At 63.0% G+C, this 24,308-nt stretch carries 18 protein-coding genes; 2 read left to right on the top strand and 16 right to left on the bottom strand.

Annotated features, from left to right (window positions below; all coding sequences use genetic code 11):
* Window positions 1-3 precede the first annotated feature (3 nt).
* From LZC95_50840 to tgt, 16 genes are all read right to left on the bottom strand, one after another.
* Window positions 4-1,146 (bottom strand): efflux RND transporter periplasmic adaptor subunit, encoded by a 1,143-nt coding sequence (locus LZC95_50840; GenBank protein ID WXA94705.1) that lies wholly within the window; start codon window positions 1,144-1,146, stop codon window positions 4-6.
* Window positions 1,143-4,250, bottom strand: coding sequence for an efflux RND transporter permease subunit (locus LZC95_50835; GenBank protein WXA94704.1), 3,108 nt, complete (start codon window positions 4,248-4,250; stop codon window positions 1,143-1,145). Before LZC95_50835 ends, LZC95_50840 begins: the two co-directional genes overlap by 4 nt.
* Complete coding sequence (locus LZC95_50830) at window positions 4,226-5,605, bottom strand: amidase (protein ID WXA94703.1); 1,380 nt, start codon at window positions 5,603-5,605, stop codon at window positions 4,226-4,228. Before LZC95_50830 ends, LZC95_50835 begins: the two co-directional genes overlap by 25 nt.
* Window positions 5,593-7,005: an MFS transporter gene (locus LZC95_50825; GenBank protein WXA94702.1), complete on the bottom strand. Its 1,413-nt coding sequence runs from the start codon at window positions 7,003-7,005 to the stop codon at window positions 5,593-5,595. Before LZC95_50825 ends, LZC95_50830 begins: the two co-directional genes overlap by 13 nt.
* Window positions 7,006-7,022: 17 nt before the next feature.
* A complete protein-coding gene (locus tag LZC95_50820; GenBank protein WXA94701.1) occupies window positions 7,023-7,478 on the bottom strand; it encodes a hypothetical protein in 456 nt (151 codons plus the stop codon).
* Complete coding sequence (locus tag LZC95_50815; GenBank protein ID WXA94700.1) at window positions 7,475-8,662, bottom strand: ATP-grasp domain-containing protein; 1,188 nt, start codon at window positions 8,660-8,662, stop codon at window positions 7,475-7,477. The genes LZC95_50820 and LZC95_50815 overlap by 4 nt, the downstream gene beginning before the upstream one ends.
* Before the next feature lie 2 nt (window positions 8,663-8,664).
* A complete protein-coding gene (locus LZC95_50810; GenBank protein ID WXA94699.1) occupies window positions 8,665-9,678 on the bottom strand; it encodes a TauD/TfdA family dioxygenase in 1,014 nt (337 codons plus the stop codon).
* Window positions 9,675-10,793: a ThiF family adenylyltransferase gene (locus LZC95_50805; protein WXA94698.1), complete on the bottom strand. Its 1,119-nt coding sequence runs from the start codon at window positions 10,791-10,793 to the stop codon at window positions 9,675-9,677. The genes LZC95_50810 and LZC95_50805 overlap by 4 nt, the downstream gene beginning before the upstream one ends.
* A gap of 6 nt (window positions 10,794-10,799) precedes the next feature.
* The gene (locus LZC95_50800; protein ID WXA94697.1) at window positions 10,800-12,167 is read right to left on the bottom strand and encodes a hypothetical protein; all 1,368 of its coding nucleotides are present in this window, start codon (window positions 12,165-12,167) and stop codon (window positions 10,800-10,802) included.
* A gap of 17 nt (window positions 12,168-12,184) precedes the next feature.
* The gene (gene ectB, locus LZC95_50795) at window positions 12,185-13,492 is read right to left on the bottom strand and encodes a diaminobutyrate--2-oxoglutarate transaminase (protein ID WXA94696.1); all 1,308 of its coding nucleotides are present in this window, start codon (window positions 13,490-13,492) and stop codon (window positions 12,185-12,187) included.
* A gap of 31 nt (window positions 13,493-13,523) precedes the next feature.
* Complete coding sequence (locus LZC95_50790) at window positions 13,524-13,679, bottom strand: hypothetical protein (GenBank protein ID WXA94695.1); 156 nt, start codon at window positions 13,677-13,679, stop codon at window positions 13,524-13,526.
* Window positions 13,676-14,833, bottom strand: coding sequence for an iron-containing redox enzyme family protein (locus LZC95_50785; GenBank protein WXA94694.1), 1,158 nt, complete (start codon window positions 14,831-14,833; stop codon window positions 13,676-13,678). The genes LZC95_50790 and LZC95_50785 overlap by 4 nt, the downstream gene beginning before the upstream one ends.
* A gap of 36 nt (window positions 14,834-14,869) precedes the next feature.
* The gene (locus tag LZC95_50780) at window positions 14,870-15,751 is read right to left on the bottom strand and encodes a cupin-like domain-containing protein (protein ID WXA94693.1); all 882 of its coding nucleotides are present in this window, start codon (window positions 15,749-15,751) and stop codon (window positions 14,870-14,872) included.
* A 155-nt stretch (window positions 15,752-15,906) separates the two neighbouring features.
* Window positions 15,907-17,640 (bottom strand): sigma 54-interacting transcriptional regulator, encoded by a 1,734-nt coding sequence (locus tag LZC95_50775; protein ID WXA94692.1) that lies wholly within the window; start codon window positions 17,638-17,640, stop codon window positions 15,907-15,909.
* A 21-nt stretch (window positions 17,641-17,661) separates the two neighbouring features.
* Entirely contained in the window at window positions 17,662-18,480 is an 819-nt protein-coding gene (locus LZC95_50770; GenBank protein ID WXA94691.1) for a methyltransferase, read from the bottom strand.
* Entirely contained in the window at window positions 18,477-19,649 is a 1,173-nt protein-coding gene (tgt, locus tag LZC95_50765) for a tRNA guanosine(34) transglycosylase Tgt (protein ID WXA94690.1), read from the bottom strand. The genes LZC95_50770 and tgt overlap by 4 nt, the downstream gene beginning before the upstream one ends.
* A 376-nt stretch (window positions 19,650-20,025) precedes the next feature.
* Between tgt and LZC95_50760 the strand changes: the two genes are divergently transcribed.
* Together LZC95_50760 and LZC95_50755 are read left to right on the top strand one after the other, a co-directional pair.
* The gene (locus tag LZC95_50760; protein ID WXA94689.1) at window positions 20,026-21,114 is read left to right on the top strand and encodes an efflux RND transporter periplasmic adaptor subunit; all 1,089 of its coding nucleotides are present in this window, start codon (window positions 20,026-20,028) and stop codon (window positions 21,112-21,114) included.
* 12 nt (window positions 21,115-21,126) lie between these two features.
* Window positions 21,127-24,291 carry an efflux RND transporter permease subunit gene (locus LZC95_50755; GenBank protein WXA94688.1) on the top strand — a complete coding sequence of 1,055 codons (3,165 nt, stop codon included), beginning with the start codon at window positions 21,127-21,129 and terminating at the stop codon, window positions 24,289-24,291.
* The last annotated feature ends 17 nt before the right edge of the window (window positions 24,292-24,308 follow it).

Below are 24,308 nucleotides of genomic sequence, written 5' to 3'. Positions count from 1 at the left end.
CATTCAGGGCACCACTTCGACCACTTCCCCGTCGCGAAGATCGGGCCGGGCGATTTTGACGATGCGTTCACCCCCGTCAAGGCCGCTCGCGACCTCGATGGTAGCACCGGTGTCGCGTTCGATGACGATGGGAATGGATCGAATCGCGTCGTGGGCGCAAACGGTGGTGACACGCACCCCTTTGGCGTCGTTGAGAAGGGCCGTCGCCGGAACTTCGAGAACACGATGGGGTGCAGGCAAGGTCAGGGAGACTTGCGCGTACATTCCCACCAGAAGCTTGTTCGACGGGTTGGGCACGCGAACCACCGTGTTCATGGTGCGCGAGGTCGGGTCGAGAGCATGCGCAGACCGCGCAATGACGCCGTCGAACGATTGCGTCGGATATTCGCGAACGGAAACCTTGGCGCCGAGGCCGGTCTGCACACTGGGCGAGAGATCCTGCGGAATTTGCACGAGCACACGCACCGGATCCGTGGCAGCAATTTTGAAAAGTGGAACGGTATTTCCCACAGTCACCAGAGCACCGCGTTCGATGGTTCGCGAGACGACGGTCCCATGGAACGGTGCCACGACCCGCGCGAACGACTTCAGGTGCACGAGGCGCCGGATGTTCGCTTCGTGCGCGGCCACGTTGGCCTGAGCAACCCCGACATCGGCCTCGTCGACCAACGATTGCGCGCGGCGCTGATCGAGATCTTGCTGCGACGCCAACCCCGCGGAGCCCAGCTTCCGATACCGTTCGAGCGTCGTTTTCGAGTAATCGCGATGCGCATTCGCTTGCGTCGCAGCCGCCTTCGCCTGCTCGAGCTGCGCGGCCGCTTGCTCGAGCTCTTGATCGAGCTCCGGAGTATCGATTTCGGCCAAGGTCTGGCCCTCGCGAACTTCGTCCCCGATATCCGCGAGCCACCGTTTCGTGTAGCCGCTCACACGCGCATAAACCACGGTCTCTTCCAAGGCCTGCACGCTGCCGGGAAGGACCATCACGCGCTCGCTGGCGAGGACCTTGGGCGTCACCACCGCCACCCGCGGGCGCGTTGGAACGGTGGATTCGGCGCGGGCGTGCCTCTTCGGCGTGTATCCGGCAACGAAGCCCGCCGCGAGAACGGTCAGCACGCCCAGCGCGATCGGAATCGAGCGCGATCTCATGAAACCTCCGGCGCGGACTTTTGCCGCGGCAACAGGGTGTACATCACGGGAACGAAGAACAATGTGGCAAGTGTCGCCAACGCGAGTCCCCCAATGACCGCTCGCCCCAGCGGCGCATTCTGCTCGCCCCCCTCCTCGAGGCCGAGCGCCGCGGGCAACATGCCGAGAACCATGGCCAAGGCCGTCATCAACACGGGACGAAGCCGTGTCACGGCCGCGGTCGAAGCCGCGGTCGCCGCGTCCAGGCCTTCTTTGCGCAGATCGTTGGCGAACGTCACGAGCAAGGTGCTATTGGCCGTCGCCACGCCAATGCACATCATGGCCCCCATCAGGGCGGGCACGCTCAAGGTGGTGTGCGAAAGATAAAGTATCCACGCGATGCCGGCCACCGCCCCGGGAAGCGCCATCAGAATGGCCAGTGGGTCCTGCCACGATTGAAAATTGATGACCAAAAGCAAATAAACGAGAATCACGGCAAAGACGAGACCGTAGGCCAAACCTCGAAACGAGGACTCCATACTTTCGGCCTGCCCTTTGACGAGCACCGTGGTGCCGCGTGGATATTCCGGCTTCATCTCTTCCACCAGGCGATTCACGGCCGATGCTACCGAGCCCAGATCGCTCCCCTCGACGTTGATCTGCACGTCGTAGGTGCGCGTCGCATCGAAGTGGGTAACGTTCTGCGGCCCCGTCGTTCGCGAAACCGAAGCGACGTTGGAAAGGAGCTGGGTCGCGCCCTGGGGTGTGGAAAGCGGCGTACGCTGCAACGCCGCAATCGAATCGATCTGGTATTGCGGCGTCTGGATGGCGACGGCGTATTGATATCCGCGTTCGTCGCGCCACCAATTGGGCGAAACCTGAGAGCTCGAGGAGAGCGACACCAGCAGATCGCTGGCCACGTCGCGCGCGCTCATGCCCGCCTGGTTGGCCATGGTGCGATCCACGTCGACATGAAGACGCGGCGCCCGCGCGACCTGGGCCAGGTGCACATCGGCCGTGCCGGAAATCTTCGCAATTTCCGTGGCCATCTTTTTCGCGAGGGCCAAGGTCGCGTCGTCGTTGCTTCCGGCGATCTGCACATCGATGGGGGCTGCCAGGCCAAAGTTGAGCACCTGGGAGGAAATGTCGGGGGCCAAGAAGAAGAAGGTGGAATCGGGGTAGCTCTCGTTCAATGTCTTTCGAAGCTTTCGTACGTAGTCCGCGGTGGGGGCGTGGCCCTCTTCCAGCGCAATGAAGATCTGCCCGTCCGCCGGCGAGATGAGCGCTCCCTCGCTGAGCGACAGATTGATTCCGCTGTTGGGCACACCGATGTTGTCGAGCAATGTTCGGATTTCGTCCTTGGGAATGACGGAGCGTATGGTCTGTTCGATCTTGGCGAATTGAACTTCCGTTTCCTCGAGGCGCGTCCCCGGCGCGCCTCGCACATGAAGCTTGATGAGCCCCGCGTCCACATTGGGAAAGAAGTCGCGCCCCACCAGCGGAAAAAGTCCGCACGAGAGCACGACGAACACGGCAAAGCCCCCCGCGGCAATTCCACGCCGGGCGAGCACCCCGTCCAGCCACCGACCGTACAGGGCGCGCAATCGATCGAAACCGGCCCCCTTCGCTCGCGAGAAGTGAGGCCTTTCGCGCCCGAGAAAGACGTTCATCAACGTCGGCACCAGGGTGCGGGACAAGAAGTACGAGGTCAGCAGCGCGAACACCACGGCCAGCGCCAGCGGCACGAAAAGCGATTTGGCCGGCCCGGTGATGAAAATCACCGGCACGAACACGATGCAGATGCACAACGTGGACACGAAGGCGGGCACGGCGACCTCGAAGGCCCCGTCGAGAATGGCCTCGGCCAGCGGCTTTCCCATGCCGAGGTTGCGGTGCACATTCTCGATTTCGACGGTCGCATCGTCCACCAAAATGCCCACGGCCAGCGACATGCCGCCGAGGGTCATGATGTTCAATGTTTGCCCGAGAGCGTATAGCACGATGATCGAGACCAAAATCGACAACGGAATCGAGATGACCGCGATGACCGTGCTCCGCCAGCTCCCCAGGAAAAAGAGAAGCATCGCGCCGGTCAGGCCGGCGGAAATGAGCGCCTCGCGCACCACGCCGGTCACCGCCGAGCGCACGAACACCGATTGATCGAACAGCAACGCCACCTTCAGCTCCTTGGGGACACGCGCCAAGGTCGATGGCAAAACCCTTCGAATGCCCGCCACGACGTCCAGCGTGCTGGCCGCACCGGTTTTCAAAAAGGTGATGAGCACCGAGCGCTTTCCCTCGACGTGAACCACGCTGGTTTGCGGCGCGCTCCCGTCGCGCACATTGGCCACGTCGCGCAGGCGAATCGTCGTCCCCTGCACGGTCTTCAGCGGAAGGTCTCCAATGTCATCCAAGGCTCGCGGGCTGCCGTTGACCGAAATGGGGTATTCGCCGTCCCCCATTTTCGCCGTGCCGGTCGGCAAAATGACATTTTGCTGGCTCAACGCGGCATTCACGTCCCGCGGGGAAAGGCCCCACGCGTAGAGGCGCGCGGGGTCGATGTCGATCATGATTTGCCGTTGCTTGCCGCCGTACGGCCAGGGAATCTGCACACCCGGTACGGTCTCGATGTCGGCGCAGACGAATTTCAGTCCATAATCGAGAAGCTGCTGCTCGGTCATGCCCTCGCCATCGAGCGCAGCTTGCAAAATGGGAACGTTGGAGGCGCTGTAGCGCAGGACCAGCGGCGGGGTGATGCCAGGAGGCAACCCCGAAAGCGCCGATTGCGACATGGCCGTGATTTGCGCGGTCGCCGCCTCCACGCTTGCACCGGGCTGAAAGTAGACTTTGACCACGGCCACGCCTTGGAGAGACTGGCTCTCGACGTGCTCGATGTCGTTCACCAACGTCGTGAGCAGGCTCTCGTAATTGCGAACGATGCGCGTCTCCATTTCCTCGGGCGAAAGGCCGCTGTAGCGCCAAATGACCGAAATGACGGGGATGTTCACGTCGGGAAAAATGTCCACGGGCATGCGCACGATGGCAATCCCGCCCACGAGCACGATGAGCACGGCCATGACCACGAAGGTGTACGAATGCTTCAGGGCCGCTCGTACGAGCCACATGCTTGGCGAGCCTCCGTGGGTTGGGAATGGCCAGGGCGGCACCGGTGCCAAGGCGTGGCACGTTGGTACATCGCCGCGATGCGGAGCATCGTTTCTTCGTTTTGCGCGCGGCAGATGATTTGAATCGAACAGGGCAATCCTTCCAGCGAGAAGCCGCAAGGCAGTGCCAAGGCGCACAGGCCCAGAAGGTTCACGAAGCGCGTGAACAGGTTGGGCGGGTTCGCGTCGTCGACCCCATCGACGGGCCTCGCCACGGTCTGCGTGGTGGGTGTCACGATCGCGTCCACCCGATCGAAAAGCCGGTCGAACTGCGCACGCAAAAGAGGTAGCTCCCAGAGCGCGGCATCGTAGTCTTCGCGGGCCATCTGGCTTCCGGCCTGGAGGCACCCGCGCACGCGCTCGTCGAGCGGCACCTCGGGATCGTGGGCCAAACGGCCGTAGCGCACGGCCGCCTCGAACATGGCAATGGTGCTATTTCGTTCGATGTAATAGGTGAGGCGCTTGGGGAATTTCACGTCGAGCACCGGAATGCCGACATCGGAGAAGACGCCGAGGGCATCGTCGTAGGCTTTCAAGACGGATGGCTCGACGGGCTCGCGCTCGCATTCGGGGAGACACCCGACGCGGAATGCCGTCTTCGTCGGGGTGATGCGGCCGCGGCGCATCGCCCGATAAAGAAGGGCCACGTCTTCCACGGTGCGGGCGATCATTCCGACGGAGTCCAATGTCGCGCTCAGAGGCACGACACCGTCGAGGCTTACCCGTCCGACGGTCGGCTTGAGTCCGACGACACCGCACCACGCTGCCGGGATGCGGATCGATCCCCCCGTGTCGGTTCCCACCGCCCACGGGCTGAGGCCTGCGGCCACCGCCACGGCGGACCCGCTGCTGGAGCCCCCGGGGGCATAGTGGGCGCCATCCATCCAGGGATTGCGCGGGGTTCCAAAGTGCTGATTCGTGCCCGTCGTGCCCAGGCCGAGTTCCACCGTGTGCGTTTTGCCGAGCACGATTGCGCCGCTTCGCTGCAGATCGGCAATGGCCCCCGCGGTGCTTTGCGAAACACGGTGTCGCCAATGCCAGGAGCCGGCCGCCGTGTTGCGGCCGGCGATGTGGAAGAGGTCTTTGACCACGATGGGCAGGCCGTACAGAGGCCCGCGCCACCCACCGCGCGTCATGAGAGCCCGCTCGGCGTCCTGTCGCGCCTCGTCCTCGTAGACATCGGTAAATGCGTGGTACTTGGCGTCTTGCGCGTGGATTTTGGCCAAATAGGCATCCACCACCTCGACGGGCGACAGCTGCCGCGAGGCGATCTTGCGACGGAGCTCGCGGACCGTGAGCGAGGTCACGTCGACCATTTTCTTGCCCCTGGAACGGGTGTCTCGGCGCGCCGATACGCCATGACGTGCACGTCGCGCACGATGAACCGAATCGTGAGAACGATGGATGCCGTGAGCGCGACGACGATGAGAATGGCCATCGTCATGCGATCGATGAATTTCAATCGATCGGCAATGAGCGCGCCGAAAAGTGCGACGCCGACCGCCGAGCCTACCTGCCCCGTCGCCCGCGAGACGCCGGAGGCAATCCCGGTGAAGGCTTGCCCAACGCTCGACATGAACAGCGATGTGTACATCGGCGCCGCAAGGCCGCCGCCGAGCCCAATCAGACAAAGTGGTACGATTAAATACGTATAATCCGAATAACTTCGGACGAGGAGCAATCCGCAAAACCGAGGTATTTTGAGGCTCTCCCCAAGGAGCATCAACGTTCGCGGGGTAAATCGCGAAACGAGACGCGCGGTAATTTTGTTACCCAAGACGACGCAGCACGAGAGCGGGAACAGTGCGAGCCCCGTTTGCAGCGCACTGAAGTGGCGCACTTCTTGGAAATAGAAGCTCAGCACGAAGAGCACCCCGAAAAACGCCAGGGTGCCAACGAAGAACATGTACGCAATCGCGCTGAAGTTCCGATTGCGAAACAACGCAAACGGCAGCATCGGCTGCGGATGGTGCGTCTCGACCAGCGCGAAGGTGACCGCGGAGACGGCGAAGATGGCCCCCCCGCACAGGATGGGAAGCGACGTCCATCCCAGAACGGGCCCCTCGATCAGGGACGCAATCAGGGATACCGCGGCGACGTTCGCGGTGATCTGACCGATGAAGTCGATGCGGCGCTCCCGATTGCGGACATCCGCTTGGGCGAGGCGAAGGGTCAACCCAATGCCTGCGAGGCCAATGGGAACATTGACGAGGAAGATGCTTCGCCAGCCGAAAAGCTTGATGAACAGGCCGCCGGTGAGGGGCCCCAGCACCATGGCCAGCCCGCCCCAACTGGCCCATGTGGCAATGGCGCGCGAACGCTCCGTCGCGTCCTCGTAGGCGTGGATGATCAGCGCCAGCGAACTCGGAACCAAAAGCGCCGCCCCGTAGCCTTGCAGAACGCGGCCCAGCAGCAACATGTAAATCGACGTGGCGACTCCGCAGACGAGCGATGCGCCCACGAAGAGCGAGAGCCCCAACATGTAAATGCGGCGCGCCCCGAACCGGTCGCAGAAGGAGCCACCCGAGAGGAGGAAGCTCGCAAAAATGACCAGGTACGCATTGACGATCCACTGCAGCCCGGTGATGCTCACGCCAATGCTGGCGCCGATGGACGGCAGCGCGACGTTGACGATGGACGAATCCAGAATCACCAGGATGTAGCTAATGCTCGTTGCCGCGAGCAACACCGGGCGACTGCTGTCGGCTCTTGACATGGAAGACACTGCACCGCTCATGCCGAGCGACGTCCTTTCTCGGCTTTTTCGCCGGCGACGAGACACATGATGCGCTGCCCCGAGTGCGTGAGACCGTGCATCGCCCTTCGCTCCGCGGCCAGGATGCGAAGCGCGTTGACCACGGCCTGTGCGTGCGAGCGAAACCCCGTGCCCAGAATGGTCACGCAGTCCACGTTCGTCTCGTAGGTCGTGTGCCAATGTTTGAATTCCTCGCCCATCGTTTGCACCACGAACTTGACCAGCCCCACGTCCCGACCGGACACGGCAAATGCGATGTGCGTGATGCCGTCCGCCTCGTTCACGGTGAGCGCGTCGATCTCGACATCGTTCGCCTCGAGCGACTCGAAAAGCCTCGCTGCCACGCTGCCGTGGGTCAAAATGCCGGCGAGGCGCACCAGCACGCGACCCTTGTCGAAACGCACGTCGGTCACCGCCCCATCGTCTTCGATCATGCGGCCTCCCAACGAATCGCGTCGTGGGCCCACGCGGCAAATTCGTCGATGCGGTACTTCAATTGCTCTTCGCTGGACCCCACGAGCAGCCCGCTGAGCACGTCGTCGGTGTAGCTCGTGGCCCGGCGGTAATCTTTGCCCACCACCCCGGTGAGGCAATACGTCGACACCCACGGAAAGGGGATGATCGTGGGAAGCTTTTTCAAGCGCCCCTCGCGCACCGGAATGCGAATCGACGCCAGGTACCGGCGCGGTGTGCGAATTGCGGAGAAGTCGTCGCTCAGGCCCGCCAGCGAGCGAATCCACAAGCGATGAATGTCGATGTCGTACGAATAGCCAATCAGCTCGCCCGTGATCGATCCGGGCGTGCGCGCGGCAATTTCGCAGAGCACGAGTTCGTCGTCCTTGGTGTGGAATATCTCGGCGTGGAACGCGAGCGGGAACGCGGGCGGAAGCGCTGCAATGGCCTTCTTGGTGCATTCGAAGAGCCGCTTCGAGAACGGTGTACGCGGATCGATGGCCCGATCGCCAAAGATGCCGCCGCTTTGAAAATCGATGCACGTGGTGATGTAGGCGCACGGAACGAAGAAGACCGAGCCGTCCTCCTTCAAGACGCCGTTCACGTGGTACATGCGCCCGTCCACGAACGACTCGATCATGCAATCGCGCCCCGTGGACGTGCGAAAAAACTCGGCCAGGGCTGCGTAGTCCGCAATCAGGGAGACATTTTTCGAGCCGCACGCGTCGACCGGCTTGATGATCACCGGAAATCCGTGCTCCTCCACGAAGTGGATGGCATCGAGCGGCGAGGTGATCCGGGCGAAGTTCGCCACCGCGATCCCTGCGCGTCGAAGGTATTCCTTCATCGTCACCTTGTCGCGATAGGCCATGGCGCTTTCCACCGACTGCCCCGGGATCCCAAGGTGCCGCCGGATCCGCGCGGCGCGAATGAGATCGTACTCCGAGTGCGGAAGGACCGCCTGCAGCGCCACCGAGCGCCCTATCTCCACCGCCGCCAATTCAGCCTGGCCATGGGCATCCATGTCATCGATTTTCCGCACCATGCGATAGCGATCTTGGTGCGGCATGACATTGGACGTAATGAGGTAAAGGTCGCGTCCCGATTCTTGCAACCACGATGCAAAATCGATTTTGATGCTTCGCCCGAGGCACAATAGAGCCATGACTACCCCCGCTGGTTTTGCTGGCACAATTCCTCGTAATCGGTCCCGCGCGCGAGCAGCGCAGGGACGACCGGCCGGCCATCCGCGACCTTGAGCCACAATCGAAGCAGATGCCTTCGTTGCGTCTCGGAGTCCTCGAACTTGGTTCGCGAGTGCACCGTGGTAAAGTTGTTGAGCAGCAGGATTTCCCCTGGATCCATGAGAAACTCGAGAATGAGATCCCGACGCGCGCACGTTTCGAAGAAGCGTTGCAAGGCTTCGTCCAGCGCCGGGGGAAAGGTGACGCCCAATTTGTCCGCCGCCATACGCATGTACGTGTCGACGCACATGGAACTCACCGTCTCGCCCACCCGGGAGAACACCGGCACCGAATACGGCGTCACGGGCCGACTGCTCACCGTGCGCTCCGCCGTGGCGTATGGATACCCTTCGTAGAGCGCGTCGAGGACGTGCGGATGATGCTTCAGCAGCTCGTTGTGCACGGCCAGGCTGCTCACGATGTGCGTGAACCCGCCCGAGGGCGCATTTTGCACGCACATCAAGCCAATGACCTCGAACGCGTCCGAGTGAAAACCGAGCTCGCGGTCCGACATGTACCCGCGGTTTCTGGGGTTCTCTTTTTCGAGCCGCACGTGCCCGATGCGGTTCTTCGCCGCACTCTGCACGGCGGGCGTCCCGAATTGGAGGCCGAAACCCCAGAAGATCCGCTCGAAATCCGCAGGGTCGAAGGCCTCCGGCGTCACCCCCGAAACGAGGACGACGCCGGTACCGTGGAGGATCTCCCGCCAGATGCTGCCAAAGCAACGTTGCAACTCGGGCACGTCGAAATCGCTTTTGGTCAATTCGTAGGTGGGGCGATTCCGGGTTCGTTCCAGGATTGCCGCGATGGCGGACAGCTCGGCGGCATTCAATGCATGCGTCACCCCCGCCTTGCCGCCAATGGACGCGGCGTCCCACGCGGCAGGATCCGCAATGGGACTCCGGAAAACCTCGGTTCGGTTCTCGTGGGCGCTCATTTGCAAGTCCGGCAATCGGGGTGTTGCGGCTTCTCGACGACCTTGGTCGTCAATGTGGCGAAGTCGATGACCACCAATTTGCCGGCGCTTGCCATGGGCCAGCCCACCAGGTGGCGGACGATGTCCGAGGCCATCATCCCGCTCACGGTCATCGCGCAATGGCTGAACGCCGATGTCGCCGGGATCAAGTCGTTCTGCTCGCGATAGACGCGCGTGCTGTAGTGATCGGGATTGCGCTCCACCGACCACAGCTCGTCGCATTGGAAGCATCCGGTTTGCCCGGGCACTTTGGTCCATACGAGCCCAGTTCCGGCGGAAACGCTGTTGAACACCGCCGGAATTCCCGCTGCGAAGCACGCATCGCTGATCCAGCGGTCGTTGGCGATGACCGGCCTGTCGATGGCCGCCACCACGATGCCCGGATTGAATTTCGAAATCAGATTGGCAATGTCCGCCGTGCTCTCGAGGCGCTGGAACACCGTATTCACGCGCACGTCGGGGTTGATGGCCGCGAGCCGCGACTTCAGAATATCGACCTTGCGCTTGCCGACGTCGTCGGAGTTGAAAAGCTGTCGATTGAGATTCCCAAGCTCGATATGGTCGAAGTCCACCAGCGATATGGTCCCGCACCCGGCCATGGTGAGCGCGGTGGCGGTGCAGCTGCCCAGACCGCCGCAGCCCAGCATGAGAACATGGGAACCGAACAGTTTCGTCTGCAGGGCGGCCGGCGTCTCGTGGTTGGGCGAGAGCGCCGCAAACCCATTCAAATTGCGCGAATAGCGATCCGTCTGGTCGACCCGCAAGGACGACATATCGAAATAGGCGGCATCCTCGACGGCCGCCACGTCCGCGAGCGCCTCGACGAAGGCGACCACCTCCGCCTTGTTGACCGCGCGCCCGCGCTCGGTCAGCGTGCGATGGATATCGTCATGGGTATTTTTCCCGGTCAGCAGACCAATCGTCTCCATTTTCCAGGATGCGGGATCCTCGAAAATGATTCCGGCCTCCGACTGTTTCGTGCCGCGATGAACCATGAGTCGCTTGTTCGGGAGCGGCGCAACGACCACGGTGGGCTGCAGAATGGGGCGCTGGATGACGGATGAAACGGTATTCATGTTCGCTCAACCCTTTCTCACGATGACCGGAAGCAAAATTCCGCGTTTCCCGACGTTCATGACCGGGTCGAAGCTGGCGCGCGCTTGAAAGCCGGCAAACTTGCCGCCGTACACGTACGCATCGACCCCCGACCAGAGCGACGTCACCACGCCGTCCGCGGGGTGAACCGCGGATACCTTTCTTCCTTGGATATACTGCTGCACCACGTAGGGTTGCTCGCTGGCCATGGCCGTGGCGATGGTGGCATCCCACTGCGATTGCGGCGTGAAGGGCCCCAAGGTCAAACCTTCACCGCGCGTGGCATTGGACGGCTTGAGCACCAGCGCCGAACGGTGGCTCGATACGTATTGCAAAAGGTCGATGCGGTGCCCATCGGGGCTCACCGTCGTGTCCTCGCGCAGCACGCGCGTCCACGGAATGTGCGCGCGGCAGAAGGCCTGCTGCTCCGAAGAAAAGCGCGCCAACGTCCGCGGATCACTCAGCAGCGCCAGAATGGCCTTGTCCGAGAGAGGCCATTGCCCCACGAGCGGATTGATCGACGTCACCACACCGTCGGCAATGGCCTGGAGGTAATCGCTCACCTCCGGCGCATCGATCAAATCCCGAACATCGAGCTTGTTGTACACCACGTCGACCCGCCGCCCGTGCCGATCCACCAGGCTTTTCCCACCGCGCCGGAGTTCGCTCGCATCGAGGGTCTCCGCGGACACCCCCAGGCGATTGAGGCCCTCGACCATGCGCACGACTTCGTTTTTGAACAATCCGCGGAAGGTGACCACCGCAGCGCGCTCGGGCAAGGTGCCCACCCGCTCGCGGTGCGTGTCGATGATCTCCTGCAGAATGAGATCCGGATTGACGGCAAACGGCTGAAAAAGCGCATCGTGCGGCACATTTCGCACCAGCGGATTGGGCACGTTCGACCAAATGCGCGCCGCAAGCCCATTTTGAATCACGCCGCCGGGCGCCTCGGTGTTCGTCTCCAGGATGCGAAACGAATCCGTCTCGTCGAACAAGCCGTCCAGCCGATACACGCGAATCAACGGCGAATGCTTGGGCAGCCGCACGATGAGGTGCTCGACGCTTCGGTACGCGGGGAACAGCTTGCGCACCTCGGCGTCCTCCACGTAGAGCCTCGCCGCGAAATCGAAGATCGGCGAAAGCTGCTCCGCGGCACGGGCGAGCCATTGCACGGTGGCCGCCTCCAGCAGCAAAGGGCGAATGGAAACGGGATAACTCTTTCCTTCGAAATGCAGCCCGGCCGACGCCAGGTCCTCGAAAAGCCGGGCCTGCGCCTGCGTCAGGGCCTGCGCCGTGGCCGAGCTCATTTGTGCGAATTGTGATTCCACGACCGATTCGTCGGTGGCAAAAATCATGGGCGTCTCCTATCGAATCAGGCCGAACACGAGACCGGGTCGGGTACACATTCGAGCGAGGCATGCAGAACGTTGGAAACCGCGGTGGAGAGGCGCGTCAGTCCTTGCTTGAGGACGATGGGCTCGATGGTGAGCGGGGGAAGAATCTTGATCACGTTCTCCGTCGGCCCGCACAATTCGACGATGAGGCCTTCCCCGAAGGCCGCCGCGGAGACGTGCGCCGCAATGCGCGGGTCGTCGAAGACGAGCCCTTGAATGAACCCGGCTCCTCGAATACCGCGGACGTGCGCCGGCGCCGCGGCGCGAATCGCATTCAAGTGGTCGACGATGATGCGCGACTTGAAGGCTACCCCATGGGAAAACGAGCGATCGCGCCAGTAATCGAGCGCGCTCGTCGCCGCCTCGAAGGCCAGATTGTTCCCTCGGAATGTCCCATTGTGCTCGCCCGGCTCCCAGCGATCGAGATCGGGCCGAATGAGAACCAGGGACATGGGCAAGCCGTAGCCGGAAATCGATTTTGCCAGACAGACCAGATCCGGCTCGATGCCCGCGCGCTCGAAGCTGAAAAACGTCCCCGTACGGCCGCAGCCGGCCTGAATATCGTCGACGATGAGCAAAACACCGTATTTGCGCGCCATGTTGGCCAAGCCTCGAAGCCACTGCGAAGAGGCCACGTTGACCCCGCCCTCGGCCTGCACGGTTTCCAGGATGAACGCGGCAGGAATGTCCACGCCGGACCCGGTTCGAAAGAGCATGGCCTCGATGAAATCGAGCGTACTCACACCCTCGCCGAAATATCCATCGTAGGGCATGCGCACCACGTCCGGCAGCGAAACGCCGGCGACCGCCCGCTTCGACTGACGAGCCGACGCCGCCAGGGATCCCAACGTCATCCCGTGAAAGGCATCGGTAAAGGCCACGACGTTGCGCCGTCCGGTGACCTTGCGCGCCAACTTCAGCGCGGCCTCCACCGCATTGGTGCCCGTGGGGCCGGTGAATTGCAGGCGGTAATTGTACCCGCGCGGCTTGAGAATGACTTCATCGAAGGCGAGCAAGAAGCGCTTCTTCGCCGACGTATGAAAGTCCAGAGAATGCGTAATACCGTCGCGAAGAATGTATTCGACGATCTTGCCCCGAATCATCGGGTCGTTGTGGCCGTAGTTCAACGAGCCTGCGCCCGACAGAAAATCGATGTACTCGCGTCCGTGTTCGTCCTCCAAAATCGCGTTCTTCGCGGTGGAGAAGACGGCGGGAAACTTTCTGCAGTAACTACGCACGACGGATTCGTGTTCTTCGAAGACCAACGTGTCGGATGAAGATTTCATGACGATTCCTTTCCCTGCGCAAACCCTCGCGTCAGCCGCCGTCCAGGTAGCCGGAGTTCAACGAACCGGAGTCGGTGAAGAAGTCGGTGTGCGGCCTCTCGGATTCGTCGTCACGAGCTGGAGCTTCCTCGTGCCCGCCCTCGTCCAGGGCCGCGGGCGAGCGTGACTTGGCATCGAATTCGCTCATCCGAGTTCCTCCCGCAAAGCGATATTGCCAATGTTTTGCAAGAGCGGCGCATTCTCGCAAGCCACATAAGTGCAAGGCCCCGTGCCGTCGTTGGCGTGTTGGTGCGCCGCCCAAACGGGGACGTAAAACGCATCCCCCGCCGTCCAATGAACGACACGGTCCTCGATGCGTGAGTGCCCCGATCCGGAGATCACGTAAATCACCGTTTCGTAGTTGTGCCGGTGCAGCCGGGTCGATTGCCCCGGCTGCAGGCCACCGATGGTGACACTGAGGGTATTCGTCGGCAGGTCGACGATGTGCACCGCGTGGTTGCGTTCCTCGGTGAACTTCTTCGATTCCGTATCGTGGCTCGACGTCACCCGCGGGTGGTGCAATCGGTCCGGGACGAATACGGAGAGCTTGGAGCTCACGCGGCCGAAATCGATGGAGGAGAAATGCGGCGGTGGCTCGGTGATTCTGCGGTGCGCGAGCACGTCATCGCCGCCTCGGCCGCGGATCTCCTGGAGCACGGCATCGAACATGTCGCACCGTTTGGCGATGACGTCGGCTCCGATCGAGCGCGCCCGCTCCCTCGCCGATGCGTCCCGCGCCGTAAGGCGCTGGAGAATGTTCAACATGGTGAGGGCGTGGCCTTCGTCCTCCTCGATGTGAATGCGAAAGAACTCCGTCGCGCGATCGCCCACGCCGTGCCCGACCAATGCATCCAAAATGGGCCGGTACACCAGGGGAACGATGGCCTCCGCGCCCAAGCAGAGCGCCGCCAGGCCCTCCAGAGGGTCCTTTTTGCGGCAATACTCCATCACCGATTGGGTGAGTGCGCGCGTAGCCGGAAGCGGGCCCTCGTCGCACGGGTCGGCATTCAAGGTATCCAGTGTTCGTTGGAACAACTCGGCATGCGTCACGTTTTCGCCGCCGTCGATGCCCATTTCCTCCAGAAGATTCTCCATGATGGCATGGAGATCGTCGACATTCGAAATATTGCTCATCAGCGCGCACAAATACCGAGTAAAGTGCCGCGAATAGTGGCGGTGCTGGATGAGCAACGTCCGCACGCCGTTCAAGCCAATGCGCCCCTCGGAGAGCTCCGTCAATAGCGGATGCCGCTCGAGTTTGCGCAGGCTACGGTTGTCCAACCACGGTTCCCATATGGTCATGGCCACGTTTGCCCCTCGTTCGATTCGACCAATTAGCTAAACGACGTAACGCAGGTACGGCTTATAATATCGAAACACCCATTCTTCGGGCACGCGCGCGACGATGCCGAGCGTGGCCAGGGCATTGTAATAGAAGCTCTCGCGGGGCATGCCTCGCAAAGGCCCGAGAAGGCTGCGCAATGCGCTCCGGCGCGTGTGAAAGTCGATGTTGAACGATATCGATGTACCGAGGCCGCGCACGTGATGAAGCGTGCCCGGTGGCAGGTACAGAATGTCGCCGGGACCCACCACCACCTCGTGGGGCGTGGCGTGCCGGCTGTAGGGAAGACGGCGGTAGTCCGGTTGCTCGGGATCGTGCTCGAACCAGCGCCACCCCCGTCGCCCGCAATACGTGGCATCGTCGGGCGCGTAAATGGTGAATCGCTTCTTGCCGTACACCTGAAAGAACAGATTGTGCGTGAGCAAGGTATCGAAATGAAGTGGCGTCAGGCTCTGCGCGGGCCCCATGAAGAATTGCACGTAGCGCCACCACGTGCGCTGGTAATAACTGGACAGCAATCCCGCCGGAAATGGCCGGACGTCCTCCACCAGCTGCGGCAGCAACGCGAAGATGGGAATATCATGGCAATAGGGCAACGCCTCGCCAGCAGGCCGTGGTGCGCGCTCGTGCTCGCGGAGAAAATCGGCATACGCCTTCAAGGTCATCTTCGATTGGCGAATGCCGGCGCGGCCGTATTCTTTGATGGGCACCTCGAGATCGGGCGCGATGCGACGAAAGTACTCCGGCGACCAAAGCTCGCAGGCCCTCGCGGCGGACGCACCCGCCATGAGTACCGGCCGTTCGGCGCGCAAATACTCGGCGTGGAATCGCTCCGCAGTGATTCCCGTCTCCTTGGGAACGGATTCAAAGGCTTTCATGTTCGGCGCTTTCCTGCGGACGGCTTCAGCAAGGCGCGCGCCAGCGTCGTCTCTAGGTCATCATTCGATGAATCGCGAAAGCGTCCCCCGTCCTGTTCATTTCATGAACAGCCGCGGTGCTCCACATCGGAACACTGTTTCAAAAATGAACAGTGTTACTTCCGATAGAACGTCGTTCGCCCGATTCCGAGAAGGGCCGCCGCGCGGACCTTGTTTCCCCCGGTCACCACCAGGGCGGCCTCGCGGTTCTTCGTTTGCAGCGATTCCTCGTTCATGGGCAGCTCGACGACCATGGCCGACGGCGAGACGCTCGCCTTGACGTCGGCAGCGCGCGGAAGGCCGCGGATGGCCTCGGGCAGGTCGCTCGTTGCAATGGTCGGGCCGTCACCCATCACGAGCGCATGCTCGATGACATTGCGCAGCTCGCGCACGTTGCCCGGCCACGGGTAGCGGCGGATGGCATCCAGGGCCTCCGGCGAGAAATCGTGGACGCGCCGGCCGGAGCTCGAGGCGAGATCGCTCAGCAGCTTCTTCGCGAGCACCACCACGTCGTCCCCGCGTTCACGCAGCGGTGGGATGATCGCCTTGATCACCGAGATGCGAAAAAACAGGTCACGCCGGAAGGTGCCCGCGGCGGCCATCTCGTCGAGATCGCGGTTGGTGGCCACGAGCACGCGCGCCCGCAGCGGAATCGAGCGGGTCGAGCCAAGGCGCTCGAATTGCTTGTCCTCCAGCACGCGCAGCAACTTGGCCTGGCTCGCGAGCGGAAGCTCCCCCACCTCGTCGAGCAGCACCGTGCCGCCTTCTGCGGCCTCGAAAACGCCGACTTGATCCGCCGTCGCACCGGTGAACGCGCCCCGCGCATGGCCGAACAGCTCGCGCTCGATCAGCGCCTCGGGGATGGCCGCGCAGTTGATCACGCGCAGGGGCTCGTCTTTGCGCGGGCCGGCCTCGTGAATCAACCGGGCGACGAAGGTCTTGCCGACACCGGTTTCTCCGTTGAGCAGCGCCGTCGCCTCGGACGCGGCCAGCCGGGCGATCAGCCGAACGAGTTCCTCCGCCGCGGGCGACGTCCCCAAAAAGCGATGCGCGCTGCCGATGGCCAGCCGCCGAAGGGCATCGCGATCGTCGCGCACGATCTGCAACGTGGAAAGATGCGCGAGCTGCGCGCCCGCCAGTGCCGCGGCGAGCACCAGGAGCCGCCGCAGGCCATCACTCACCGCGTGCGAGGCCAGCATCGTGTGGAAGGCCAGCCAACCCGTGGGCGCTCCGCGCGCGGGCGCGACGATGGCCGTGCCGCCATCGGGCATCGCCGTCTCCAAGATGGGCATCTCGTCCGCCGACTCGAACTGCGCGCGCCCCTCGGCGTGCACGTCGATCCGCGAGCACTCCGCGTAGTTGCGGGCCCATGACGACAGAATGGCCTCGACCTGCGCGGCATCCGTCGCAGCACTCAGGGATTGATTCAGTGCAAAAATCGCCGCCACGCCCACGACGTCGGCGGCGACGCCCGTGAGCAAGGTGCCGATGGTCGTGGTGGCCACCTCCTTGCCACGGCGCACGTCGCTCCCGTTGGCGGCACTCGCCTCCGTGACCAGGAGCAGCGTCTTGCCCACCAAGATGGAGTCGCCCACCTTCACTTCGCCCGCCGTGATCTTCCGGTTGGCATGCACGATGGGCGCGGCGTCGCCGCACACTTGCACGTAGGCCAGCTCGCCCGCCATCGCGTGGATGTGAAAATGACGCCGAGATACACTCGGATCGCTCAGCGACAGATGCGCATCCCGGGCCCGCCCGACCAATTTGAACTGGCCCCCCACATCGAGCTGGGCACCCGCATCCTGCCCACTGGTCACCACGAGTCGAATGCTGGGCTGACTCTTCACCACCGCGCCAAAAGTAGCACGCTCTCACGCAAACTGCGGCAACTCCGCGATACGCGCCAAGGCGTCGGCGGGCGCATCGCTCGGAAACGGCGCGGTCGAGCGCGAAAGGCGATGCAGCCAGCGTCGGTCGAGCGGACGGGCGAGATCGCGCAGGTCGACGGCGGCGACGGTGGTCCCTTCCTTGTCGCCGATGCCTTCGCCCACGCCGACGGCGAAGCCCGCGAGAAGCAGCGCCGACCTCGTCGCGGTGGCCGCACTGTACGTGTGCACCGTCGCGCCCGCACGGCAAGCACGCCGCAGAATCGCGAACGTGGCCACGGTCCACAACGCCGGATTTGCCCGCGGCGAAAATGGATCCCAGAACACGACGTCCGCGCGCCCCTCCGGCTCGCGCGCGAGCGTCTCCGGCAGCTCGCCGTACGCGAGTCGCCACGTCGTGCGCGCCGTGGTGAAACGACGCGCGGCAAGCATGTTGCGCGCGGCATGGCCCGCATCGCCGTCCAGCCCGAAGTCCGCCGCGTGCTCCTCGCTCAGTGCCAATTCGAGCGCGGCCACGCTTCGATCGAAGCTCACCATTTCCAAACGCCGCGCCGTCTCACCCAGCGATTCCGACAGCTTCCACGCCGCCACGGCATTCGATCCGGCCCCGAGCCCCACCTCGAGCAGCACCAGCGGCTGCTCCTCCTCGGAAGCCAGCCGCGCGGCCAACCGCGATGGCCCCACGTAAAGCCGCTCGGCCTCCACCATGGGCCCCACCACGGGATGCATGCACTCGCCCGTCGTGAGATCGCGCATCGCACGCGCCCCGCTGCGCGTGGTCACCACATCGCAGCGCAACGTCACGATGCCGCCACGGCCACGTCCGCGCCAAATCGCTTCGTGCTGTGCTCGTGCCGATCGATCGCCTCGAGCTTCCTCTTCGCGAAAGCGGCATACGTCCCCGCCTCGATGGCCCTGCGCGCCTCGGCCATCAGCGCGTGGTAATGATGCAAATTGTGCAGCGACACCAGGCGCGGCCCGAGTGGCTCGCTGCACTTGAACAAGTGGTGAAGGTACGCGCGACTGTACAGCCGGCACGTCGAACAGGTGCACTCCGCATCGAGCGGCACATCGGCCTGCGCATTCGGCCCGCGCGTCAGGCGCACCCGCCCCGTCCCGGTGAACGCCGTCCCTTGCCACGCGAGGTGCGTCGGCAAAATGCAGTCGAACATGTCCACACCCGCCGCAATCGCCTCCAGGAGATCCGCCGGCGTGCCGACGCCCATCAAGTAGCGTGGCCGATCCCGCGGCAAAAGCTCCGCGGAAAAATGCGTCATGTCCTCACGCTCTGCGCGCGCATCGCCCACGGCCAACCCGCCAATGGCGAATCCATCGAACGGCATCGCGGTGAGCACCCCGGCGGATTCCTTGCGGAGCTCACGCCGCACGCCGCCCTGCACGATGGCAAACAGCGCCTGCGCGGGGTTCGTGCGGGCATCCAAGCTACGCTTTGCCCAGCGGTGCGTGCGCTCCATCGCATCCCGCAGCGTGGCCTCGTCCGAGCGCGAGTCCACGCACACGTCGAGGACCATCATGATGTCCGACCCAATCGCGGTCTGCATCTCGATGGATCGCTCGGGCGAGAGCATGTGCATCCGCTGGTCGGTGTAGCTCCGAAACCGCGCGCCGCGTTCACTCAGGGTGCGATCTTCCGCCAAAGAGAAGATCTGGTAGCCCCCCGAGTCGGTCAGAACGGGTCCGGACCACCCCATGAACGCGTGAATACCGCCCACGCGCCGAAACAGCTCGGGCCCGGGCCGCAGCATCAGATGGTACGTGTTCCCGAGCACCACCTGCGCCCCAATGTCGGCCAAATCCGCCGGTGTGAGCCCCGTCACAGTTGCCCGCGTGCCCACGGCCATGAACGTGGGCGTTTCCACCCTTCCATGGCCCGTCTGGAGCGTGCCACGCCGTGCGTTCGAAGCCACATCCACGGCCTTGATGTCGAAGGAAAGCGCTGCCGAAAGAGTCATCGGCCATCAAGCTACTACGGTTTCGCCTTCGTTTTGATATCCGCCCGGTTACTTGTGGGCGCGGTTTGAGGCACAATGTCCAGTTAATTATCGCAAATCGGGCAATGGAACCGATCGTTCTCGGGGATTGTCTCTCGATTACGACTCACCTAGATAGGCCCAGACCCCTTCGGAGACCTTTCGATGGGATCGAAAACGGGTTCTTCGTTCGCCTAGGCGTGGCGTTCTGTGCGACGCTGGCGACCCCTTTTTGGAGCGTTGAAACGCGGTGCGGAACAAACCTCGAAGAATAGTTGGGATTCTACTCTCGATCGTCGGTCTTCTTGCGATCGTTGGAATCCTCGCCGGCATCAAGACCGGCCAAATCAAACAGCTCATGGCCATGGGCGCGGAGGGCGCAAAAGCAGGCCCGCCCCCTGAGACCGTCAGCTCCAGCCCCGTTCAAGAGCAAACGTGGGAAGGTACGCTGCAGGCAGTGGGCAGCGTCACGTCGCTCAAGGGCGTGAGCCTCAGCAACGACGCCGCGGGGCTCGTCACCCGCATCAACTTCGAGTCGGGCAAGTCCGTGAAAGCCGGTCAGGTCCTTCTCGAGCTCGATACGAGCGTCGAGCGCGGTCAGCTGGCGCAGGCGAAGGCCCGCCAGGAACTTGCACTTTCGGTGGCAAACCGAACGCGAGCACTCGTTTCCTCGGGATCCATCGCCCAGGCGCAGCTCGATACGGACGAAGCTGGCCTCAAAGGTTCGAACACCGAAATCGAAACCCTCGAAGCCCAGATTCAGCGCAAAATCGTCAAAGCGCCGTTTTCGGGTCGTCTCGGTATCCGTTTGGTGAACTTGGGCCAGTACCTGAGCCCCGGCACACCGATCACCGTCCTGGAAGCCATCGAACAGGTGTACGTGGACTTCACCTTGCCGCAGCAGCGCCTGCCGGACGTCTCCGTGGGCATGCCGGTCCGCCTCTCGGCGACGGCGTCGTCGGAAGGAGACGCGGGCGCAGGCTCTTCGTGGGAAGGGACCATCGCCGCGGTCGATCCTTCGGTGGACTCGTCCACGCGCCAAATCAAGCTGCGCGCTTCGCTGAACAACAAGGAGCTCAAGCTCCGTCCCGGCATGTACGTGAACGTTACGGTCATCCTGCCCAACAAAGGCAAGGTGGTGAGCGTTCCGAACACCGCAGTCGTGCACGCCTCCTACGGTGAATCGGTCTTCGTCATCGAGGAAAAGAAGCCGGGCTCGCCCGGCGCCTTCAAGTCGCAGAGCGGACAGGTCATCAAAATTGCCCGGCAGCAATTCGTTCGCAAAGGCGAGGCGCGGGGCGATTTCGTATCCATCCTCGACGGCATCAAGCCCGGCCAGGAAGTCGTTACGGCAGGTGCGTTCAAGCTGCGTAACGGTTCGCCCATCGTCATCAACAACGACGTCCAGGCGAAACCGCAACTGGATCCGCACCCCGAGAATCACTGATCGGGAGACGCCATGAAGTTCACCGACTTATTCATACGCCGGCCCGTTCTGGCGATCGTTCTCAACCTGGTCATCATCGTGGCCGGGCTCCAAGCGATCAAATCGATCAACACGCGGCAGTATCCACGGCTCGATAGCGCCACGATCAGCGTCAAGACCGTGTACGTCGGTGCCAGCTCGGACCTGGTGAGCGGCTTCATTACGACGCCACTCGAGCGCGCCATCGCCGCCGCAGACGGTATCGACTACATCGAATCGAGCAGCGTTCAGGGTCTGTCCACCGTCAACGTTCGCCTCAAGCTGAACTTCCCACAAGGAAATGCGCTGGCGGACATCACGGCGCGCGTCAACCAAGTGCGCGCGGACCTGCCGCCCGAGGCGGAGATTCCCTCGATCAGTATCGAGCCTTCGGACTCGCAGTTCGCAGCGATGTATTTGAGCTTCGGCTCGGACATCCTCGAGGACAACCAAGTCACCGACTACCTCGTGCGCATCGTGCAGCCGCGGCTCTCCGCGATTGCCGGCGTACAGAAGGCCGACATCCTCGGCGGGCGCCAGTTCGCCATCCGCGCCTGGCTCAAGCCCGAGCGCATGGCGGCTCTGAACATCAGCCCGGCGATGGTTCGCGCGGCGATGGCTCAGAACCACTACCTGTCGGCACTCGGTCAGACGAAGGGCAACCTCGTTCAGCTGAACCTCTCCGCCGATACCGACCTGAAGTCGGTCGAGGAGTTCAAGAAGCTCGTCGTCAAGCAATCGGGCACGACGCTCGTGCGCCTCGAGGACGTGGCCGAGGTGGTGCTCGGCGCCGAGAACTACGACCAAGAAGTTCGCATGAGCGGCGAGGCTGCCGTGTTCATGGGCGTCTGGGTTCTCCCGAGCGCGAACTCGCTCGACGTCATCGCCGCCGTCCGCAAGGAGATGGAGGCGATCAAGTCGGAGCTGCCCACCGGTATGAACGCCTTCGTGGCCTTCGACACGACGACGTACATCCAGAGCGCCATCGACGACGTTACCCACACGCTGATCGAGACGATCGTCATCGTCATGATCGTCATCTTCTTGTTCCTCGGATCGCTGAGAACGGTCATCGTGCCGGTCATCGCCATCCCGGTGTCACTCATCGGTGCGATGTTCTTGATGCAGGCCTTCGGCTTCACGCTGAACCTGCTCACACTGCTGGCCATCGTGCTCTCGGTCGGTCTCGTCGTCGACGACGCCATCGTCGTCGTCGAGAACGTGGACCGGAATATTCAGCTGGGGAAGGGCTCGTTCGAGGCCTCCATTCTCGGCGCGCGCGAGCTCGTCGGGCCGGTCATCGCCATGACCATCACGCTCGCCGCGGTCTACGCGCCCATCGGTTTGCAGGGCGGGTTGACCGGCGCGCTCTTCCGCGAGTTCGCCTTCACCCTGGCGGGTGCGGTGTTCATCTCGGGTATCGTGGCGCTGACGCTCTCACCGATGATGGCATCGAAGATGATGTCGTCGGAGCATAGCCACCGCTGGCTCGTGCGGCACGTCGATGCGGTGTTCAACGCCATCCGCCGGGCGTACGCGCGCATGCTCGATTCCACGTTGCGCACGCGCGGCGTGGTCTACTTCGCCTGGGGACTTCTGTCGCTCTGCATCGTCCCCTTGTACATGTTCTCGCCGAACGAGCTCGCGCCCAACGAAGATCAGGGTGTCGTGTTCGGAGCGCTCCAGATGCCGGCCAACACCACGCTGGAGCAGGTCATTCCGTACACGGAGCAAGCGAACGAGATCTTCAAGACGACGCCGGAGTTCGAGCATAGCTTCCAGATCACGACGCCCCAGCTGGCCATCGGCGGCATGCTGGTAAAGCCCTGGAACGAGCGTCATCGGAGCATCTTCCCCATCCAGACGGAGATCACGCACAAGATGAGCGCCATCACGGGCGTTCGTGCACCGATCTTCGTGCCCCCGTCGCTGCCGAGCCCCGGTCAGCTCCCCATCGAGTTCGTGATCTCGGCCACGGCGCCGCACACCGAGATTCTGCGTTTCGCGCAGGACCTCCAGAAGGCGGCGATGGACAGCGGCATCTTCTACTTCCCGCCGATCATCGACGTGCAGATCGACCAAGAGAAGGCCGACGTCATTCTCGACCGCGACAAGATTTCGTCGATGGGCTTGAGCATGCAGTCCGTCGGTGCGGATCTCTCGGCGATGCTGGGCGGTAACTTCGTCAACCGCTTCAACATCGACGGTCGCGCGTACAAGGTCATTCCGCAGGTCGAGCGCTCGGGGCGCCTCACGCCCGATCAGCTCTCGAACATCCACGTCACGGGACCGAAGGGCGAGCTCATTCCGCTCAGCGCCATCGCCACGATCCAGGACGGCGTGGAGCCGCGTACGCTCAATCGCTTCCAGCAGCTGAACTCGATCAAGCTTTCCGGCATGTCCGGGCGTTCGATCGACGAGGCCCTGAAGGTGATGGAGAACAAGGCGAAGGAAGTCCTCCCGCAGGGCTACCACGTCGACTACACGGGTGAGTCGCGTCAGCTCCGCACGGAGGGTGGCAAGTTCCTCCCGGCCATGGGCTTGGCCTTGCTGCTCATCTTCTTGGTGCTCGCGGCGCAGTTCAACTCGTTCCGCGATCCGTTCGTCATCCTCCTCGGCTCGGTGCCGCTGGCGATGTTCGGAGCGTTGATCTTCACGTTCCTCAAGTACCCTGGCCCGCCGGAGCTGCCGTTCAAGCTCACCGCGGGTTGGACGACGACGCTGAACATCTACTCGCAGGTCGGTCTGGTGACCCTGGTCGGCCTCGTGTCGAAGAACGGCATTCTGATCGTCGAGTTCGCGAACCACAAGCAGCTCGAGGGCCTCAGCAAGATCGATGCGGTGCGGGAAGCAGCACACACCCGTCTTCGTCCGATCTTGATGACCACGGTCGCGACCATCGCTGGTCACTTCCCGCTGACGTTGGTCACGGGCCCCGGCGCCATGGCTCGTAACTCGATCGGTCTCGTGCTCGTTGGCGGTATGTTCATCGGAACGCTGTTCACGCTGTTCGTCGTGCCGGCGGTCTACGTTCTCCTCGCCAAGGATCACAGCAAGGAACGCGCAGAGCGCACCAACGAAACGGAAGAGCAAGCGCCCCACAGCGGGCCGCATCAAACCGTCATCATCGACGAGCCCACGGGCGCCAGCGCCGAGTAGGCTCGCCGAAAACCGAG

The sequence above is a fragment of the Sorangiineae bacterium MSr12523 genome, assembly GCA_037157775.1.
In the GTDB taxonomy this organism is placed as follows: Bacteria; Myxococcota_A; Polyangia; order Polyangiales; family Polyangiaceae; genus Pendulispora; species Pendulispora brunnea.
This window is presented reverse-complemented; position numbering and strand designations above follow the sequence as displayed.

Coding starts and splice junctions, on each gene's coding strand:
- LZC95_50840 (WXA94705.1), bottom strand. CDS start 1,146: ATGAGATCGCGCTCGATTCCGATCGCGCTGGGCGTGCTGACCGTTCTC.
- LZC95_50835 (WXA94704.1), bottom strand. CDS start 4,250: ATGTGGCTCGTACGAGCGGCCCTGAAGCATTCGTACACCTTCGTGGTC.
- LZC95_50830 (WXA94703.1), bottom strand. CDS start 5,605: ATGGTCGACGTGACCTCGCTCACGGTCCGCGAGCTCCGTCGCAAGATC.
- LZC95_50825 (WXA94702.1), bottom strand. CDS start 7,005: ATGTCAAGAGCCGACAGCAGTCGCCCGGTGTTGCTCGCGGCAACGAGC.
- LZC95_50820 (WXA94701.1), bottom strand. CDS start 7,478: ATGATCGAAGACGATGGGGCGGTGACCGACGTGCGTTTCGACAAGGGT.
- LZC95_50815 (WXA94700.1), bottom strand. CDS start 8,662: ATGGCTCTATTGTGCCTCGGGCGAAGCATCAAAATCGATTTTGCATCG.
- LZC95_50810 (WXA94699.1), bottom strand. CDS start 9,678: ATGAGCGCCCACGAGAACCGAACCGAGGTTTTCCGGAGTCCCATTGCG.
- LZC95_50805 (WXA94698.1), bottom strand. CDS start 10,793: ATGAATACCGTTTCATCCGTCATCCAGCGCCCCATTCTGCAGCCCACC.
- LZC95_50800 (WXA94697.1), bottom strand. CDS start 12,167: ATGATTTTTGCCACCGACGAATCGGTCGTGGAATCACAATTCGCACAA.
- ectB (WXA94696.1), bottom strand. CDS start 13,492: ATGAAATCTTCATCCGACACGTTGGTCTTCGAAGAACACGAATCCGTC.
- LZC95_50790 (WXA94695.1), bottom strand. CDS start 13,679: ATGAGCGAATTCGATGCCAAGTCACGCTCGCCCGCGGCCCTGGACGAG.
- LZC95_50785 (WXA94694.1), bottom strand. CDS start 14,833: ATGACCATATGGGAACCGTGGTTGGACAACCGTAGCCTGCGCAAACTC.
- LZC95_50780 (WXA94693.1), bottom strand. CDS start 15,751: ATGAAAGCCTTTGAATCCGTTCCCAAGGAGACGGGAATCACTGCGGAG.
- tgt (WXA94690.1), bottom strand. CDS start 19,649: ATGACTCTTTCGGCAGCGCTTTCCTTCGACATCAAGGCCGTGGATGTG.
- LZC95_50760 (WXA94689.1), top strand. CDS start 20,026: ATGGCCATGGGCGCGGAGGGCGCAAAAGCAGGCCCGCCCCCTGAGACC.
- LZC95_50755 (WXA94688.1), top strand. CDS start 21,127: ATGAAGTTCACCGACTTATTCATACGCCGGCCCGTTCTGGCGATCGTT.